The sequence below is a fragment of the Pseudomonas sp. TE3644 genome (genome assembly GCF_056278815.1).
The window spans coordinates 5,304,816-5,321,629 of sequence record NZ_JBWBQF010000001.1 but is presented as its reverse complement, the minus strand read 5'-3'; the positions used below and the strand labels follow the sequence as shown (position 1 = coordinate 5,321,629).

The following is a 16,814-nucleotide window of genomic DNA, read 5'->3' as shown; positions in this document are numbered from 1 at the left end:
GGACCGGGCGAAGCTCGGGAAGCGGGCAACACGGTATCAAGGCTTCTCCGCTGCCACCTCTTCTTCCACCGCTTCCATCCGGTTGCCACGACTCTCCTGATGCCAATGCAAGGCAATCAGGAACAGCGTCGGCACACCCAGCACAGCCGTGATCAGGAAGAAATTGTGATACCCGAATTTCTCCACCATCACCCCCGAATACCCGCCAATCAGGCGCGGCAACAGCAGCATGATCGAGCTCAGCAGCGCGTATTGCGTCGCCGAGAACTTCAGGTTGGTCAGGCTCGACAGGTAGGCGACAAACGCCGAGGTGGCCATGCCTGAACTGAAGTTGTCCAGGGAAATGGTCACGATCAGCATCTTCAGGTTCGGGCCCATGTCCGCCAGCATCAGGAACAGCAGGTTGGTGCCCGCCGAGGCCACGCCGCCGATGAACAGGATGGGCAGAATGCCGAACCGCACAATCAGCAGGCCGCCGAAGCCGGCGCCCAGCAGGGTCATGATCAGGCCGAAGATCTTGCTGACGCTGGCGATCTGGTCTTTGGTGAAGCCCTGGTCGATGTAGAACACGTTGGCCATCACGCCCATCACCGTGTCCGACATGCGGTAGGTGGCGATCAGCCCCAACAGCAGCAGTGCCTGCCAGCGGTAGCGCAGCACGAAGTCGCTGACCGGGGTCAGCACCGGCGCCAGGCCGCGGCGGCCCATGGACGACAGGCACAGGGCGGTGAGGATGATGTAGAGGATGGCGCGCAGGAAGGCGCGGTCGGTCAGCAGCAGGTCCAGCACGCTTTCGCCGTGGAAGATCACGCTGGCGAAGTCGGTGTTGTACAGCTGGGTGAACATGGCCGGCACGGAGATCAGCAGGATGATCAGCACGAACACCGACACCAGCTGGTGGCCGAACTTGTAGCGCCCGGCGGACAGTTGCGTGCGCAGTGGCACCGACGGCTCGCGCATCACCAGGGTGGTGATCAGTGCCGGCACCATCAGCACGCCGAACAGCATGTAGGTGCCGGCCCAGGCCTTGTGCATGTAGGCATAGCCGGTGGAGCCAAAGGCCTCGGCGAAGAACAGCGCGCCGGCCGTGGCCAGCAGCGCGGCGATGCGGTAACCGGCCATGTAGCTGGCGGCCAGCGCGGCCTGGGTGTTGTCCTCGGCGATTTCCAGGCGGTAGGCATCCACCGCAATGTCCTGGGTGGCGGAGGCGAACGCCACCATCACCGCAATTGCGATCAGCCAGGACAGGTGTTTTTGCGGGTCGCAGAAGCTCATGCCGATCAGGCCGATGATCACCAGCGATTGCGCCAGCACCAGCCAGGATCGGCGACGGCCCATCCGGGCCAGGAATGGCAGGCGCCATTGGTCCAGCAGCGGGGACCACACCCACTTGAAGGCATACGCCAGGCCGATCAGGCTGGCATAACCGATGGTCTCACGGGCCACGCCCGCTTCACGAAGCCAGACGGAGAGGGTGGAGAACACCAGCATGTACGGCAGGCCGGCGGCGAAACCGAGCAGCAACAGGACAAGCGTCGAAGGGCTGGCATATGCGGCGAGCGCGGCGCGCCAGGTTTTACGGGGCATGGGCTGGAATCTGCCTCAGTTTACGAAAACAAAGCGCGCACTCTAACCGTTAGGGTCCATGGGGCGCCAGCCATGGCGACGTATATCCACGCGATTATTCATGAAATATACACCCTCGGCACGCAGCCGGGCCCGCTGCTCCTCACCCCCGACGGTGCCCGCCGCCAGACTTATCCGACCACCGGCACCTATCACCCGGTGCCATGGCAACTGGCTGCCTTCAGGTAGCTGGCCGAGGGTGCGCCCCACCCATCGTGCTGCACGGCCCAAGCCCGCCATTTCCGCGAGTTGGCCGTAAGTTACCACCTTGCCTTCGGGCACTTGCGACAGTACGACGTACAGCGCCGTGCGCCGCTCGGCAGCCGCATCCACGGGCCCAATGTCACCAAACGGTTGCATTTGCTTACTGAACTCATCTGTCATCTGTCGGTCTGTCCTTGCGCGAGGGCTTCTCATCCGGATGATTGCCCGCCTTCTTTCAAAATGCCGAGCCCGAATCCGCTTATGTTGTCCAGAACTCTACTGTGCCTTGCCATTGCCAGCGCCTCAACCACCGCCCTCGCCGACACCGTCTGGATGAAGAACGGCGACCGCCTGACCGGCAAGATCACGGTGTTCGACGGCGGCAAACTGATGTTGGATACCCCCTATGGTGGCTCCGTCGCCCTGGATTGGAAACAGGTCAAGACCCTGGAGAGCGACCAGGAACTGCTGGTGAAGCAGGATGCGTACAACGGCGAGAAGGCCAAGTCGCTCAAGCCTTCGGATGATGGCAAGGTCACCCTGCAGAACGGCGAAGCGCCCAAGACCGTCGAGCTGGCCAGTATCCAGCAGATCATCAAGCCCAAGCCTGTGGTCGAGGACCTGGTGTGGAAGGGCAACGTCGATGCCGCGCTGGACTTCAAGCGCGCCGACACCAACACCGACGACTACAACCTGGCCTTCAAGACCAGCGCGCGCAGCGGCCGCTGGCGCCACACGGCCGATGCCGAGTACAACCGCGAAGCCACCGACGGCGTGATCGGCACCAACAACTGGAACGCCGAATACGCACTGGACCGCTTCATCACCGACAAGTGGTACTGGCAGGGCCGCGTGAACGTCAAGCGCGACTTCGTCGAAGACCTGTCCAAGCAACGCACCGTCGGTACCGGTCCGGGCTACCAGTTCTGGGATGACGAACTGGGCGCGTTCTCGCTGGGTTCGCTGCTCAACCACAGCACCTATGAATATTCCGACGGCGCCAAGTCGGACTTCTATTCGGTGGGTGTGAAGTGGGCCTACAACCGTTTCCTGATCGGCAAGACCGTGGAGTTCTTCACCAACGGCGAAGTGGGCAAGCCGCTGAGCGGCGTGGCCGACTACAGCCTGGATTCGGAAGTGGGGCTGCGCTACAAGGTCACCCAGTGGGCCTCGCTGAACCTCAAGTACGAGAAGGACATGGTGACCGGCTCCAGCAATGCTGACCTTAATACCAGCCGCTATACCGCAGGCTTCGGCGTGGCCTGGTAACGTCGCGCCACACGCTGAACCTGAAGCCGCTGCCACAGGCTGCGCTGGCCCTATGTAACCTGAAGATTTTCAGTGTACTCCAGGGCCAGCGCAGCCTGCGGCAGCGGCTACAGTGCGTGGCTAGCCGACGCCAGGTGACAACCCCCTCGCCAATGTTTACCTTTGAGCCTTCCTTATATATCGATCAAAGGTGCTCAAGGTGACTGCCAAAGCCCAGCGTCAGGCCCGCGAACTGCTGCTCAAGGAGTACCGCGGCGTACTGTCCACCCACTCCAAGTCCATGCCGGGCTTTCCCTTCGGGTCGGTGGTGCCTTACTGCCTGGACGCCAACGGCCAGCCGCTGATCCTCATCAGCCGCATCGCCCAGCACACCCACAACCTGCTCAAGGACCCCAAGTGCTCGCTGCTGGTAGGCGAGCGCGGTGCCGAGGACGTGCAGGCGGTCGGCCGTCTGACCGTGTTGGCCGAAGCGCGCAAGCTGGTGGACGAGTCGGCCATCGAGGCCGCCGCCCAGCGCTATTACCGCTATTTCCCCGATTCAGCCAACTACCACAGCGCCCATGACTTCGACTTCTGGGTGCTGGAGCCGGTGCGCCACCGCTACATCGGCGGGTTCGGCGCCATTCACTGGCTGGACCAGCTCACCCTGGCCAACCCCTTCGTGGGCCAGGCCGAAACCGGCATGGTCGAGCACATGAACGCCGACCACGCCAAAGCCATTGCCCACTACGTGGAACTGGCGGGGCTGCCGGCGGACGTGCCGGCGCAACTGGCCGGCGTGGACAGCGAAGGCATGCACCTGCGCATCGGCCAGGCCCTGTATTGGCTGGCCTTTGAAAAGCCTTGTAACACTCCTTTGGAGGTGCGCCATGCCTTGGTTTCCCTGGCCCATGCCCAGGTCTGGCCGACGATTGGACAGGTCGAGGCTTGAATTCACGAAACATCGACGTCATCTAAGGTTTACTGGAAGTCGTTCTTCCGCAGAGGAAACCTTGATGCGTGTCTTTTTACTGTTGTTCCTGCTCTTCCCGGTGCTGGAGCTCTTCGTCTTCTTCAAGGTCAGCGTGGCGATCGGGTTCTTCCCGGCGCTGGCGCTGATCATTGCCGGCTCCGCCATTGGCGTGCTGGTGGTGCGCGTGGCCGGGTTGGCCACCGCCCTCAATGCCCGTCAAAGCCTGCAACGCGGCGAACTGCCGGCCGAGCAGGTGTTCCAGGGCCTGATGATGGCCATCGGCGGCGGCCTGCTGCTGTTGCCCGGTTTCATCAGCGACGTGCTGGGCCTGCTGTGCCTGCTGCCGTTCACCCGCAAGCTGATCGCCGGCAAGCTGCAAGCCAAGGCCCGCGAGCAGGCGTCGCGCCAGCGCTCGTTTGCCGAGGACCTGCAAGGTGGAGGGCGTACCTATGAAGGCCACGCGCGCCCGGCGGCCAACCATGCGGTAGGGCGTGAGCCCAATGTGATCGAAGGCGAGTTCGAAAAGCGCGACTGATCGACCTGCTTTCCAACAAACGGCCCCCAGGGGCCGTTTTTTATTGGCGCAAACCTGTAGCCGCTGCCGCAGGCTGCGCTGGCCTGCTTGAACCCTGAATATCTCCAGTGTGGCAGAGGGCCAGCGCAGCCTGGCGGCAGCAGCTACGGTCGTGCAATTTGCAAATTTTTTTTGGGCCGCCCTTGTAATCGTCACCGGCGACCTCATGTATGGGTCACCGCAAGGTTTCTGGCATTGCCAGACAATATTCCGCGTCTCGCACAGCGAGCCGCGACCGGCCCCGCCGGATGAACCACAACGCCGGTACAGACACCGGCCGCTGAAAACCATAATTAGGAGAGATCGACAATGAAGCTTCGTCCTCTGCATGACCGCGTCGTTATCCGTCGCAGCGAAGAAGAAAAGAAAACCGCTGGCGGTATCGTTCTGCCAGGTTCGGCTGCCGAGAAAGCCAACAATGGTGAAGTCATCGCGGTCGGTACCGGCCGAGTGCTGGACAACGGTGAAGTACGTGCTCTGTCCGTGAAAGTGGGCGACAAGGTCGTGTTCGGTCCTTACTCCGGCAGCAACACTGTGAAAGTAGACGGCGAAGACCTGCTGGTGATGAGCGAGAACGAAATCCTCGCCGTCATCGAAGGCTGATAAGTCGCTGTTCACCCTTTACTACCCAGTATTCAAGGAAATCGATCATGGCTGCTAAAGAAGTTAAATTCGGCGACTCCGCCCGCAAGAAAATGCTGACTGGCGTTAACGTCCTGGCTGACGCTGTAAAAGCGACCCTGGGCCCGAAAGGCCGTAACGTGATCATCGAGAAGAGCTTCGGCGCTCCGACCATCACCAAGGACGGCGTTTCCGTCGCCAAAGAAATCGAGCTGAAAGATCGCTTCGAAAACATGGGCGCGCAGCTGGTCAAAGACGTTGCCTCCCGTGCCAACGATGACGCTGGTGACGGTACTACCACCGCTACCGTTCTGGCTCAGTCGATCGTCAACGAAGGCCTGAAAGCCGTCGCTGCCGGCATGAACCCGATGGACCTCAAGCGCGGTATCGACAAGGCGACCATCGCCATCGTCAAAGAGCTGAAGGGCCTGGCCAAGCCATGCGCTGATTCGAAAGCCATCGCCCAGGTCGGCACCATCTCGGCCAACTCCGACTCCTCGATCGGCGACATCATTGCCGAAGCCATGGAAAAAGTCGGTAAAGAAGGCGTGATCACCGTTGAAGAAGGCTCGGGCCTGGAAAACGAACTGTCGGTTGTTGAAGGCATGCAGTTCGACCGTGGCTACCTGTCCCCTTACTTCGTCAACAAGCCAGACACCATGGTCGCCGAGCTCGACGGCCCGCTGATCCTGCTGGTTGACAAGAAGATCTCCAACATCCGCGAAATGCTGCCAGTGCTGGAAGCCGTTGCCAAAGCCGGCCGCCCACTGCTGATCGTGGCTGAAGACGTTGAAGGCGAAGCCCTGGCGACTCTGGTTGTGAACAACATGCGTGGCATCGTCAAGGTTGCAGCCGTCAAGGCTCCAGGCTTCGGCGACCGTCGCAAGGCCATGCTGCAGGACATCGCCGTACTGACCGGCGGTACCGTTATCTCCGAAGAGATCGGCCTGAGCCTGGAAAGCACTACCCTGGAGCACCTGGGTAACGCCAAGCGCGTCGTGTTGTCGAAAGAAAACACCACCATCATCGACGGTGCTGGCGTCGAGGCTGACATCCAGGCTCGCGTTACCCAGATCCGTCAGCAAGTGGCCGACACTTCGTCCGACTACGACCGTGAAAAACTGCAAGAGCGCCTGGCCAAGCTGTCCGGCGGCGTTGCAGTGATCAAGGTTGGCGCTGGCTCCGAAGTTGAAATGAAAGAGAAGAAAGCCCGCGTTGAAGACGCCCTGCACGCTACCCGTGCAGCCGTTGAAGAAGGCGTGGTACCTGGCGGTGGCGTGGCTCTGGTCCGCTCCCTGCAAGCCATCGCTGGCCTGAAAGGCGACAACGCCGATCAGGACGTCGGTATCGCTCTGCTGCGTCGTGCTGTTGAAGCACCTCTGCGCCAGATCGTTGCCAACTCCGGTGACGAGCCAAGCGTGGTTGTCGACAAGGTCAAGCAAGGCGAAGGTAACTTCGGTTACAACGCTGCCACTGGCGAATACGGCGACATGATCGAAATGGGTATCCTGGACCCAGCCAAAGTGACCCGTTCGGCACTGCAGGCTGCTTCCTCGATCGCCAGCCTGATGATCACCACCGAAGCCATGATCGCCGAGATCAAGGAAGACGCTCCAGCAGGCGGCGGCATGCCTGACATGGGCGGCATGGGTGGCATGGGCGGCATGATGTAAGCCAGCCTTACCCCGCTTCAAAAAGAACCCCGCCCTGTGCGGGGTTTTTTTATGGCTTTCCCTGTGGGACCGGGCGAAGCTCGGGAAAAGGGCGACACGATTCCAAGTCAGGCACTAGCCATCACTGGCCCTCGCTGCCCGAACGCCGTAAGCTGCCTGCGCCCACGGGCGAACACACTGGATGGAGAACCTGCCCATGCGAATTCTATTGGTTGAAGACAACCGCGACATCCTGGCCAACCTCGCCGATTACCTGGGCCTGAAGGGCTACACCGTCGACTGCGCCCAGGATGGCCTGTCGGGTTTGCACCTGGCGGCCACCGAGCACTATGACCTGATCGTGCTGGACATTATGTTGCCCGGCATCGATGGCTATACCTTGTGCAAGCGCCTGCGCGAAGACGCTCGTCGGGAAACCCCGGTGATCATGCTCACCGCCCGGGACCAACTGGATGACCGTCTGCAGGGGTTCCGTTCAGGCGCCGACGATTACCTGGTCAAGCCCTTCGCCCTGTCGGAACTGGCCGCGCGTATCGAGGCGGTGCTGCGCCGTGCCCAGGGTGGCGGCCGTCGCAGCCTGCAGGTCGGCGACCTCAGCTATGACCTGGACACGCTGGAAGTCACGCGCCAGGGCCGCGCGCTCAAACTCAACCCGGTGGGCCTCAAGCTGCTGGCCGTGTTGATGCAGAAAAGCCCGCACGTGCTGCGCCGCGAAGTGCTGGAAGAAGCGCTGTGGGGCGACGATTGCCCGGACAGCGACAGCCTGCGCAGCCACGTCCATCAACTGCGCCAAGTGATCGACAAACCGTTCGACAAACCGCTGCTGCAAACGGTGCATGGCGTGGGTTACCGCCTGGCCGAGGGCAAAGATGGAGTTTAAGCAAAGCCTGGCGCAACGCATCATCATTGCGTTTGCGCTGATGAGTGCACTGGTCGCCGGCGCCTTTGCCGTCGGCATTGTGGCAACCGTGCACCTTGTGGAAGAAAAACTGATTTCCGCTGGGCTGGGCGGCGACTTGCAGCGCTTGCTGCTGATGGACAACGTCAGTGACTGGAATCATCGCCCCGAGCCTGATCAGCTGTTTTATTACAGTGGCGGCCGCGGCGACTATGCGCTGCCCAAGGATCTGCACCACCTCAGCCCCGGGTTCCACGAAGTGTTCCGTGGCGACCTGTCATACCATGCCATGGTCGAGATCGTCGACGGCCGTCGCTACGTACTGTTGCAAGACCAGAGTGATTTCGAGGAGCGCGAGCGCGTGCTGTTCGCCGTGGTGCTGGTGGGCTTCGTGCTCAGCCTGGCGCTGGCGGTGTTCCTGGGTTGGGTGCTGGCGCGCCGAGTGATGGCCCCTGTGGTACGCCTGGCCCGCCAGGTTCGCCATCGCGATCAGTTGCTGGGCCTGGCGCCGCCGCTGGCGCCTGATTATGCCGCCGATGAAGTGGGCGAGTTGGCAGTGGCCTTCGATGCCACCCTGGGGCGCCTGCGCGATGCGTTGAACCGCGAACGGCTGTTCACCAGCGACGTCAGTCACGAATTGCGTACGCCGTTGATGGTGCTGGCCACCTCGTGCGAGCTGCTGCTGGAGAACCCGGCCCTCGACACCCGCGCCCGTGCCCAGGTGGAGCGCATCGCCCGCGCGTGCGAGGAAATGCGCGAGCTGGTGCAGACCTTCCTGATGCTGGCCCGCGCCCAGCGCAACGACGCCGACATGAGTGCGCAACTGACGCTGGGGCAGGTCGCCGACAACCTGCTGGGCCTATGGCGCGGCCCGATCGAAAAGAAAGGCCTGACCCTGACGGTGGTGCGTGGCGAGCTGCCTGATACGCGCTACAACGCCACCTTCCTGTTGGCGGTAATGGGCAACCTGCTGCGCAATGCGTTGCACTACACCGACGCCGGCTTTATTTGCCTGACCCTTGAGCCTCACGGCTTCAAGGTCGAGGACAGCGGCATCGGCATCCCCGAAGAAAAGCGCCTGGCGGTGTTCCAGCCTTTCGTGCGGGCTACCGAGAAGCGCGGCGAAGGCCTGGGCCTGGGCTTGTCACTGGTGCAGCGTATCTGTGATGACCAGGGTTGGCAGGTCGACCTTACTCCTCGCGAGCCCAATGGTTGCTGCTTCCAGGTAACACTGGCGACTGGCGCTTGAGGTGATGGCCCTTTGATATCGCCATTGCGCTGTAAAACTCATCGCTGAGGTTTCCTACACAATTTTCACATACCCCTTACTAAGGTGAGCGCCAATTCGTACGCGGTATGGCTTGTTCAGACGTTAGGCAAGGAGTAATGGATGGCAGTCGACTACACGACTGAGGCAGCGCCCGAGACGCGCTTCGACTATTTCTGGAATCAACAGGGCGAGTGGGTGGAAGAACCCAACGTCCGCCGGGGTGGCGAGAGTGGCGTGCAGCGACTGCATGCGGCAAATGGCCAGCTGCTGTACGTCAAACGGCAGACCGGCCACACCTATCGAAGCCTGATGCATCCTTTTGGCCGTCCCACCGTGCTGCGTGAACGCGACGCGCTGGCGGGCCTGAGTGCGCTGAACGTTGGGGTGCCAAAGATGGTGTTCTGCGGTGCCCAGCGCGATGCTGTGCATCAATGGCGGGCCCTTTTGGTCACCGAAGCCCTGGACGGGTTCCAGGAAATCGACCAATGGTATGCCCAAGGTGGCCCCCAACAGTGGGGGAATTCGGTGCATGAAGCCATACTCAAAGAGTTGGGCCAGACTTTGGCGCGCATGCACCGCGGTCGTTGGCAGCACAGCTGCCTGTACCCCAAGCATATTTTCGTGCGTGTGATGGGCGAGGGCGATAGTGCTCGCCCCGAAGTGGCTTTGCTGGACCTGGAAAAATGTCGTCAGCGCTTCAGCGCTCGCAGCGCAGCCCTGCACGACATGAAGCAACTGCGTCGCCACTCGTCGTTCGGCGAAGCTAACTGGAACAAACTGCTCTATTTTTACAAGACGGCGTTTGGCAGCCCGCTCAAAGGTTTAGAGTGATGAAACTAGAAATAGCTAGAGGTTTGTTTTTGCTTGCCGCCCTGGGTGTAACCACCGCCGCCATGGCCGCGTGGGACCAGCCTCGTCCTGGGGTGCTTAGCTCTCAGGCCGCATGCCCCATGCCACGCGCGCCCAAGCCGCACACGGCGGCCAAGCCGGATCACGATCTGTTGCTATTTCTGTTTGGCATGACTCAAGGCGTCCGCGCCAACGGTTGAATGTGCGTTGTCCCCAAAGGCCCCGTCACTCACGGGGCCTTTTGCTGTCTGCTTGTTCATCGGCGGTGTTCGTATCGCGACCAAGGTCGGCTCCTACGCTGTCCGTCGTAGGAGCCGACCTTGGTCGCGATGCAGGCACCGCGGTCTAAAGACAGCTGCGGCTACGCAGCAGCGGGTTTGCGATCCGGGGAAATCAGGGTGTACACGCACGGCAGCACGAACAGCGTGAACAATGTCCCCACCGACATCCCCGTAGCAATCACCGTACCGATGTCAAAGCGGCTTACCGCACCAGCGCCTGTGGCCAGGATCAGCGGCACCATGCCGAACACCATGGCTGCCGTGGTCATCAAGACCGGTCGCAAGCGGATCGCCGCCGCCTCTTCCACCGCTTCGCGCGCACTCAGCCCCTTGTCACGTCGCAACTGGTTGGCGAACTCGACGATCAGGATGCCATGCTTGCTGATCAGCCCGATCAGCGTCACCAGCCCCACCTGCGTGTAGATGTTCAGGCTCGACAGGCCCAGGAACAGCGGTATCAGCGCCCCGCAGATCGACAACGGCACCGTCACCAGAATCACCAGCGGGTCGCGGAAACTTTCGAACTGCGCTGCCAGCACCAGGAAGATGATCGCCAGCGCCAGGCCGAAGGTCACCCACAACGCACTGCCTTCCTGCACGTACTGACGGGCGCTGCTGCCATAGTCGAAGGCAAAGCCGGCAGGCGCTTCTTCCTGGGCGATCTGGCGTACTATCTGCACCGCCTCGCCCATGCTGACAATGGGGAAGCCCTGGATGATCGCCGAGTTCAGCTGCTGGAACTGATTGAGCTGGCGCGGGCGGGCGCGTTCGCTGACGGTGATCAGGGTCGACAGCGGCAACAGCTCGTTCTGGCTGTTGCGCACGTAATACTGGCTCAGCCACTCGGGGTTGTCGCGGTAGGCGCGTTCCACCTGGGCGATGACCTTGTAGCTGCGCCCATCGAGGGTGAAACGGTTGATCTCCGATTCGCCCAGCAGCGTGGCCAGCGTACCGCCCAGCTCTTGCATCGATACGCCCATCTGCGCGGCCTTGGCGCGGTCGATGTCGACCACCACCTCGGGTTTGTCGAACGCCAGGTCGATGTCGAGGAAGGCGAATTTGCCACTGGCCTCGGCCCGCTCCTTCACCCGTTGCGCCACTTCCAGCAGCGACTCGTAGTCATTGGCCGTGTTGATCACGAACGCGAATGGCAGGCCTTCGCCGGTGCCGGGCAGCGCCGGCAGGTTAAAGCCAAATATCTGCAGGCCGGGGATCTGCGCCAGGCGCGCCTGCACCTCGGGCAGCAGTTGCATCTGCGTGCGGCTGCGTTCATTCCAGGGCTTGAGCAGGAAGCCGCCGATGCCCGATTGCACCCCATTGAACCCGTTGATCTGGAACGAGGAGTAGTACTCGGGGAAGTCTTTGAAGATGGGCAGGAACTGGTCGGTGTAGGTGTTCAGGTAATCCAGGTTGGTGGGCTGCGGCGCGGTGGCCATCATGAAGATGATGCCCTGGTCCTCGGCAGGCGCCAGCTCTGACTGGCTGAACTTGAGAAACACCGGAATCAGGCACAGCACGATGATCGCAAATACCACCACCACCGGACGGGTGTTCAGGGTGCCGTGCAGCATGCGCTGGTAGCGCTGCTTGAGCCGGTCGAACAGCCGGTCCAGGCGGTGGGCCAGGCCTTTGGGGTTGGCGTCGGCGCGCAGCAGCAGGGCGCACATCATCGGCGACAGGGTGAGGGCGACGATGCCGGAAATCACCACGGCGCCGGCCAGCGTCAGAGCGAATTCCTTGAACAGCGCCCCCGTCAGGCCCTCCAGGAAGCCAATGGGGGCGTAGACGGCCGCCAGGGTGATGGTCATCGAGACCACCGGCATGGCAATCTCCCGTGCGCCTTCCAGGGCGGCGTCGAAGGGGGTGCGGCCCTCTTCTATGTGCCGGTGTATGTTCTCGACCACCACGATGGCGTCGTCCACCACCAGGCCGATGGCCAGCACCATGGCCAGCAGCGTCAGCAGGTTGATGGAATAGCCCATCAGTTGCATGAAGAACAGCACGCCGATCATCGAGAGCGGGATGGTTACCACCGGGATGATCACCGAGCGCAGGGCACCCAGGAACAGGAACACCACGACGATGACGATCAGTACCGCTTCGATCAGGGTCTTGACCACTTCGTCGATGGACGCCTGGATGAACAGCGTGGCGTCGTAGGCGATGGACGCCTTGAGGTTGGGCGGCAGCTGGGATTCCAGCTCGGGCATGATCTTGCGCACTTCGCGAATCACGTCCAGCGGGTTGGCGCCGGGCGTGCCCTTGATGCCGATGTACACCGACGGCGTGCCGTTGAAGGAACTAACCGTGTCGTAGTTTTCCGCGCCCATCTGCACCCGCGCCACATCGCCCAGCAGCACGCGGCTGTTGCCGTCGGTTTTAAGCGGTATGGCGGCGAAGCCTTCGGTGGACTTGAGGTCGGTGGTGGCGTTGACGCTGGTGACGATGTATTCGCCCTTGACCTCGCCCGCCGCCGACAGGAAGTTGTAGCGGCGCACCGCGTCGGTCACGTCGTTGGCGCTCAGGCCATAGCCGGCCAGTTTTACCGGGTCGATCCACAGGCGCATGGCGAACACCTGGTTGCCCAGGATTTCTGCTTCGGCCATGCCCGGCAACGTCGCCAGCTTGGGCTGGATGACCCGCGACAGGTAATCGGTGATCTGCGGGTTGTTGAGCTGATCACTGAAAAAGCTGATGTACATCAGCGCCGAGGCATCGGCGGCCTCCTTGCTCAGCACCGGGTCTTCGGCGTCCTGGGGCAGCTTGTTCTTGACCTCGTTGGCCTTGGCCAGCAGTTCGGTGAACAGGCGGTCGCTGTCCGAGCCGATGCGTGCGTAGATGGAAATCACCGAGAAGTTCTGCCGGCTGACCGAGGTCATGTAGTCGATGCCTTCGGCGCTGGCCAGGCTCTGTTGCAGGGGCTGGGTGATGTAGCCCTGGATGGTCTCGGCATTGGCGCCGGGGTAGGCAGTGGTCACGGTGATCAGCGCGTTTTCCATCTGCGGGTACTGGCGGATGCTCAGCTTGCTCCACGCCTGAAAGCCCAGCAGCACGATCAGCAGGCTGATCACGCTGGCCAGCACGGGGCGGCGGATGAACGGGTCGGTAAAGGCCATGGCCGTTCTCCTGGGTCAGCGGGTTTTGACAGTGGTGTCGGGGCTGACGCTGACAGTGGCACCGTTGGTGAGCTTCAGTTGCCCACCGGTGACCACCTGCTCGCCGGCCTTGAGGCCCTTGCTGACAATGACCACGCCATCGCGGCGCTCGCCGGTGTCGACGAAACGTCGTTCGGCGGTGAGCGCGGTTTTGCCGTCGGCGTCCTTCTTTTCCTCGACCACGTACACCGAGTTGCCGTACAGCGTGTAGGCCACCGCGCTTTCCGGCACCACCACTTCGTTCTTCGGTTGTGGCAATACCACCTGCAGGTTGGCGAACATGCCCGGCAGCAGGCGCCCCTGGGGGTTGGCCAGCGTGCCGCGTACCAGGATATTGCGGGTGGTGTCCTCCACCTTGGGGTTGAGCGCACTGACCACGCCCTGGAAGGTTTCGCCGGGGTAGGCGGCCACCGAGACCAGCAGCGGCTGGCCGAGATGAAGCTGGGGGATGGCCTGCTCGGCCACGGAAAAGTCCACGTACAGGCTGCTGAGGTCTTGCAGGGTGGCGATCACGGTGCCGCTGGCCAGGTAGTCGCCGACGTCCACCTGGCGGATGCCGATGGTGCCGTTGAAGGGGGCAATGATGTTTTTCTTCGCCAGGCTCGCCTTGAGCTGGGCCACGGTGGCCTTGTTCTTGAGCAGCACGGCGTTGAGGCGGTCGAATTCGCCCTTGGAGATGGCGCGGCTGTCCACCAGTTGCGCGCCGCGGCCGTAGTCGACCTGGGCAAGCCCCAGGTCAGCCTGGGCGGTGCCGAGCAGGGCGGTTTCGACATCGCTGTCCAGTTGCAGCAGGGGTTGGCCGGCCTTGACCTTCTGACCTGACTCGAACTGGATGCCGCGCACGGTGCCGGCCACTTCCAGGCTGAGGTTGACGCCCTGCAGGGCCTTGAGGCTGCCCACCGCCGGCAGCCGCGATTGCCAGGCGCGCTCGCTGGCGGTGGCCACGGCCACTGCGACGGGCGGCTTGGGAGCCGAGAACATCTGAACCTGCTGGTAGATCGACCATGCCTTGTAACCACCCAGCAGCAGGACGACGACCAGCACGATTCCCAACATGATCAGCATGCGGCGGCGCAGCATATTCCGTTTCCCTGGAAAGCAAAGCTAAGAGTCGGAGCACAGTATGCTTGTCGGGCCCGGCACGCTACTGCGCTTTATTGCTGGATATTACGCCTATCCCCATCACCACTGTAGCCGCTGCCGAAGGCTGCGCTGGCCCTGTGTCTGGCTGGAGATATTCAGGGTTCGCACTGGCCAGCGCAGCCTGGCGGCAGCGGTTACGGAAAACGCGGCGGCGAGCTTAATCAAACCCTGTGCACATGGTTATCCCAGAACCCCGCCGGCAAGGCCAGCGGCGTGCCCACCGGCGTTGCCGGGCGGCAGTCGAACAGGCGGCAACGGCCCTGGCCCGAGGTCACCACGAAGCCCTGAGGCACCGCCGCCACGCCTGCGCAGTCAGGCATGCTCACCTCCAGGCGTTCGGCCCCGGTGTCCAGGTCCCAGACGAAGAAGCGGTTGGCCCGCGGCGCGGTCAGCGCCACCAGGCGCAGATCATCATGCACGGCGACGCTGGCGCTGTAGTGCGCCATGGCCTGCAACTGCCGGTGCGCCACGGCGAATGGCTGAAATGCCTGCCCGGGTCGCTTGATCGCCAGCAACGGCGCCAGTTCGTCGGCGGGCCCCATGAACTGCTGGCAGGTCAATACCGTGCCGTCGGCGGCGATGGCCAGATGGCGGATGCTGTTCATCGGCTGCTCAAGCGTCTCCTTGCTCAGTAATCCGCCGTCGCGGTCCATCAGCACAAGGCTCGGCTCCATGGCGTGCAGGTTCATCTCCACGCGGCTCTCGGCCTCGGTGCGAATGCCGCCGTTGGCCACCACCAGGGTTTCGCCGTCGGGCAGCCAGGCCAGTTCGTGGGGGCCGATGCCGTGGCTGGGCAGCTCGCCGGCAGGCACCCACTGCGCGCCGTCAAAACGGTAGACGCCGATCACGCCACGCCCCGGGTCGCCGGTGTCGTTCTCAGTGGTGTACAACCATTCGCCGCTGGCGTGGATCACGGCATGGCCGTAGAAGTGTCGACCCGGGCGGGCCGTCAGTGTCTGCAACAGCCTGCCGTCGCGAAGGTCCAGCAGGTAGCACTCGGTGCCTGGCCTGCGGGCCACGAACACTGCCAGGCGGCGATCCGGGTGCTCGACCACGGCGTGGCAGCGCTGGCTGACGGGCGTTGCGAATACTGGTGTGCCGTCGAGCCGATGCCCCGTGGCGTAGTGCCGCCCGTCGGCATCGTCGCGGGCCGACAGCAGCAAGCTGTTGCCCGACCCCGGCCGCAGCAGGGAAGTGAACCACTGTGCCAGGCTCATGCTCAGTCACCGTCGTTGGCGTTGAAGCCCAGGGGGATGCCCAGGGCCTTGGCCAACTCGCCTTCGTGCAGGCGATGCACGGTATTGAGTTGGTCATAAAGGGTTTCCAGGTGTTGGCGACCTTCGGCACTGGCCAGCAGGTCGGGCAACGGGCGCTGGTTGTCGCCCAGGGTTGTTCGCGCGGCGGCGTAGGCGCCATCGATGCGTTCGGCCAAGGCCTTGTGCTCGCTGCCCAGCAGGCCGCGCAGGCCCTTGTCATCGACACCGGCCCACACGGTCTGGGCGGCGGCAAGGCTGGCCTGCAGGCTCTGCAGTGAGTCCTGGCTGCGCCAGGCCTGCGCCTGGAAGGGTTGCACCACGCCCTTGTTCTGCCGGCCCATGGGTGTGCCCAGCTGTTTCTTGAGCGTGTCCAGGGCGGTGACCTGGGCGCGCAGCAGGTCGGCGATGGCCTCGTTGGCGTCGGCGTAGCGCGGGTTGGGGAAATGGCTCATTTGCCAGAGCATGCCTTCGTTGCTGTTCCACTGGCCGAGGATGTTCTCGGCCAGGGTTTTCTGGTGCTCGCCGATGGCCACCAGCAGCGGGCAGTAACGGGCTTTCTGTGCGGCGTCCGCCAGGTCCAGGCGGGCATCGAAGAGGATGTATTCGTAGGCGGACAGCCCTTGCACCACCACGCTGGCCTTGGCCAGGCTGGCAGCATCCACCGGCGTCGCGGCGGCCACCAGTTGCTCTACCTGGCGGCCCACCAGGTTTTTCTTGTCGGGCCAGAACTGCACCTGCCAGGTGCGGTTGCCTTCGGCCAGCGGGCCGATCAGCAGGGGTTGCAGCTGCGCCCAGGCGCGCTGGGCATGCAGGAAGTCGGCGCGGGCCGTGGCCAGGCTTTCACTGCCTTGGCAGAACGCCTGGGCGCTGATCGCCAGTTGCCGATCGGCTTCCACCCAGCGGCTGTAGGTGGGCAGGATCACCTGATTGGCGATGGCGGCGCTGGTGACCGCCTGCCGGTCCTGGGGCGCGCAGGCCCCCAGGAACAGGGCGGCGAGGCTGGAAAACAGCAGCGTGGGACGAAACATGCGGGGCTCCCGGGG

Annotated in this window: 15 protein-coding genes; 9 read left to right on the top strand and 6 right to left on the bottom strand. The window is 62.9% G+C overall.

Annotated elements, in window-relative coordinates; genetic code table 11:
- Window positions 1-36 precede the first annotated feature (36 nt).
- Together ACZ9GA_RS23485 and ACZ9GA_RS23480 are read right to left on the bottom strand one after the other, a co-directional pair.
- Window positions 37-1,587 carry an AmpG family muropeptide MFS transporter gene (locus tag ACZ9GA_RS23485; protein WP_457360455.1) on the bottom strand — a complete coding sequence of 517 codons (1,551 nt, stop codon included), beginning with the start codon at window positions 1,585-1,587 and terminating at the stop codon, window positions 37-39.
- A 42-nt stretch (window positions 1,588-1,629) separates the two neighbouring features.
- Window positions 1,630-1,986: an MGMT family protein gene (locus tag ACZ9GA_RS23480; RefSeq protein WP_457363664.1), complete on the bottom strand. Its 357-nt coding sequence runs from the start codon at window positions 1,984-1,986 to the stop codon at window positions 1,630-1,632.
- A 105-nt stretch (window positions 1,987-2,091) separates the two neighbouring features.
- On the opposite strand from ACZ9GA_RS23480, the gene ACZ9GA_RS23475 reads away from it, so the two are divergent.
- From ACZ9GA_RS23475 to ACZ9GA_RS23435, 9 genes are all read left to right on the top strand, one after another.
- Entirely contained in the window at window positions 2,092-3,099 is a 1,008-nt protein-coding gene (locus ACZ9GA_RS23475; RefSeq protein WP_457360456.1) for a DUF481 domain-containing protein, read from the top strand.
- Between the two features lie 199 nt (window positions 3,100-3,298).
- Window positions 3,299-4,030, top strand: coding sequence for a HugZ family pyridoxamine 5'-phosphate oxidase (locus ACZ9GA_RS23470; protein WP_457360458.1), 732 nt, complete (start codon window positions 3,299-3,301; stop codon window positions 4,028-4,030).
- Window positions 4,031-4,094: 64 nt separating this feature from the next.
- Entirely contained in the window at window positions 4,095-4,586 is a 492-nt protein-coding gene (locus ACZ9GA_RS23465; RefSeq protein WP_027976888.1) for an FxsA family protein, read from the top strand.
- A 348-nt stretch (window positions 4,587-4,934) separates the two neighbouring features.
- Window positions 4,935-5,228, top strand: coding sequence for a co-chaperone GroES (locus ACZ9GA_RS23460; protein WP_027976889.1), 294 nt, complete (start codon window positions 4,935-4,937; stop codon window positions 5,226-5,228).
- A 47-nt stretch (window positions 5,229-5,275) separates the two neighbouring features.
- Window positions 5,276-6,919: a chaperonin GroEL gene (groL, locus tag ACZ9GA_RS23455; RefSeq protein ID WP_027976890.1), complete on the top strand. Its 1,644-nt coding sequence runs from the start codon at window positions 5,276-5,278 to the stop codon at window positions 6,917-6,919.
- 196 nt (window positions 6,920-7,115) lie between these two features.
- Window positions 7,116-7,799, top strand: a complete 684-nt coding sequence (gene colR / locus ACZ9GA_RS23450) for a two-component system response regulator ColR (protein WP_008365436.1) — start codon at window positions 7,116-7,118, stop codon at window positions 7,797-7,799.
- On the top strand, window positions 7,789-9,066 hold the full coding sequence (locus ACZ9GA_RS23445; RefSeq protein ID WP_457360461.1) for a sensor histidine kinase: 1,278 nt from the start codon (window positions 7,789-7,791) through the stop codon (window positions 9,064-9,066). Before colR ends, ACZ9GA_RS23445 begins: the two co-directional genes overlap by 11 nt.
- Window positions 9,067-9,207: 141 nt before the next feature.
- Complete coding sequence (locus ACZ9GA_RS23440; protein ID WP_457360463.1) at window positions 9,208-9,918, top strand: lipopolysaccharide kinase InaA family protein; 711 nt, start codon at window positions 9,208-9,210, stop codon at window positions 9,916-9,918.
- On the top strand, window positions 9,918-10,136 hold the full coding sequence (locus tag ACZ9GA_RS23435; protein ID WP_027976893.1) for a hypothetical protein: 219 nt from the start codon (window positions 9,918-9,920) through the stop codon (window positions 10,134-10,136). The genes ACZ9GA_RS23440 and ACZ9GA_RS23435 overlap by 1 nt, the downstream gene beginning before the upstream one ends.
- A gap of 161 nt (window positions 10,137-10,297) precedes the next feature.
- On the opposite strand, the gene ACZ9GA_RS23430 is transcribed toward ACZ9GA_RS23435, so the two are convergent.
- The 4 genes from ACZ9GA_RS23430 to ACZ9GA_RS23415 all read right to left on the bottom strand — a co-directional run bounded on the left by ACZ9GA_RS23430 (window position 10,298) and on the right by ACZ9GA_RS23415 (window position 16,799).
- Entirely contained in the window at window positions 10,298-13,333 is a 3,036-nt protein-coding gene (locus tag ACZ9GA_RS23430; protein ID WP_457360465.1) for a multidrug efflux RND transporter permease subunit, read from the bottom strand.
- Between the two features lie 15 nt (window positions 13,334-13,348).
- A complete protein-coding gene (locus ACZ9GA_RS23425) occupies window positions 13,349-14,452 on the bottom strand; it encodes an efflux RND transporter periplasmic adaptor subunit (RefSeq protein ID WP_457360467.1) in 1,104 nt (367 codons plus the stop codon).
- A 224-nt stretch (window positions 14,453-14,676) separates the two neighbouring features.
- Window positions 14,677-15,732 (bottom strand): DUF1513 domain-containing protein, encoded by a 1,056-nt coding sequence (locus ACZ9GA_RS23420; RefSeq protein WP_457360469.1) that lies wholly within the window; start codon window positions 15,730-15,732, stop codon window positions 14,677-14,679.
- Window positions 15,733-15,734: 2 nt separating this feature from the next.
- The gene (locus tag ACZ9GA_RS23415) at window positions 15,735-16,799 is read right to left on the bottom strand and encodes an imelysin family protein (RefSeq protein ID WP_457360471.1); all 1,065 of its coding nucleotides are present in this window, start codon (window positions 16,797-16,799) and stop codon (window positions 15,735-15,737) included.
- Window positions 16,800-16,814: the final 15 nt, after the last annotated feature.

Bases quoted from the DNA above. Each gene is read 5' to 3' on its own strand.
- ACZ9GA_RS23465 (WP_027976888.1), top strand. From the start codon at position 4,095: ATGCGTGTCTTTTTACTGTTGTTCCTGCTCTTCCCGGTGCTGGAGCTC.
- ACZ9GA_RS23425 (WP_457360467.1), bottom strand. From the start codon at position 14,452: ATGCTGCGCCGCCGCATGCTGATCATGTTGGGAATCGTGCTGGTCGTC.
- groL (WP_027976890.1), top strand. From the start codon at position 5,276: ATGGCTGCTAAAGAAGTTAAATTCGGCGACTCCGCCCGCAAGAAAATG.
- ACZ9GA_RS23415 (WP_457360471.1), bottom strand. From the start codon at position 16,799: ATGTTTCGTCCCACGCTGCTGTTTTCCAGCCTCGCCGCCCTGTTCCTG.
- ACZ9GA_RS23445 (WP_457360461.1), top strand. From the start codon at position 7,789: ATGGAGTTTAAGCAAAGCCTGGCGCAACGCATCATCATTGCGTTTGCG.
- ACZ9GA_RS23475 (WP_457360456.1), top strand. From the start codon at position 2,092: ATGTTGTCCAGAACTCTACTGTGCCTTGCCATTGCCAGCGCCTCAACC.
- colR (WP_008365436.1), top strand. From the start codon at position 7,116: ATGCGAATTCTATTGGTTGAAGACAACCGCGACATCCTGGCCAACCTC.
- ACZ9GA_RS23440 (WP_457360463.1), top strand. From the start codon at position 9,208: ATGGCAGTCGACTACACGACTGAGGCAGCGCCCGAGACGCGCTTCGAC.
- ACZ9GA_RS23435 (WP_027976893.1), top strand. From the start codon at position 9,918: ATGAAACTAGAAATAGCTAGAGGTTTGTTTTTGCTTGCCGCCCTGGGT.
- ACZ9GA_RS23485 (WP_457360455.1), bottom strand. From the start codon at position 1,587: ATGCCCCGTAAAACCTGGCGCGCCGCGCTCGCCGCATATGCCAGCCCT.
- ACZ9GA_RS23460 (WP_027976889.1), top strand. From the start codon at position 4,935: ATGAAGCTTCGTCCTCTGCATGACCGCGTCGTTATCCGTCGCAGCGAA.
- ACZ9GA_RS23430 (WP_457360465.1), bottom strand. From the start codon at position 13,333: ATGGCCTTTACCGACCCGTTCATCCGCCGCCCCGTGCTGGCCAGCGTG.
- ACZ9GA_RS23420 (WP_457360469.1), bottom strand. From the start codon at position 15,732: ATGAGCCTGGCACAGTGGTTCACTTCCCTGCTGCGGCCGGGGTCGGGC.
- ACZ9GA_RS23480 (WP_457363664.1), bottom strand. From the start codon at position 1,986: ATGCAACCGTTTGGTGACATTGGGCCCGTGGATGCGGCTGCCGAGCGG.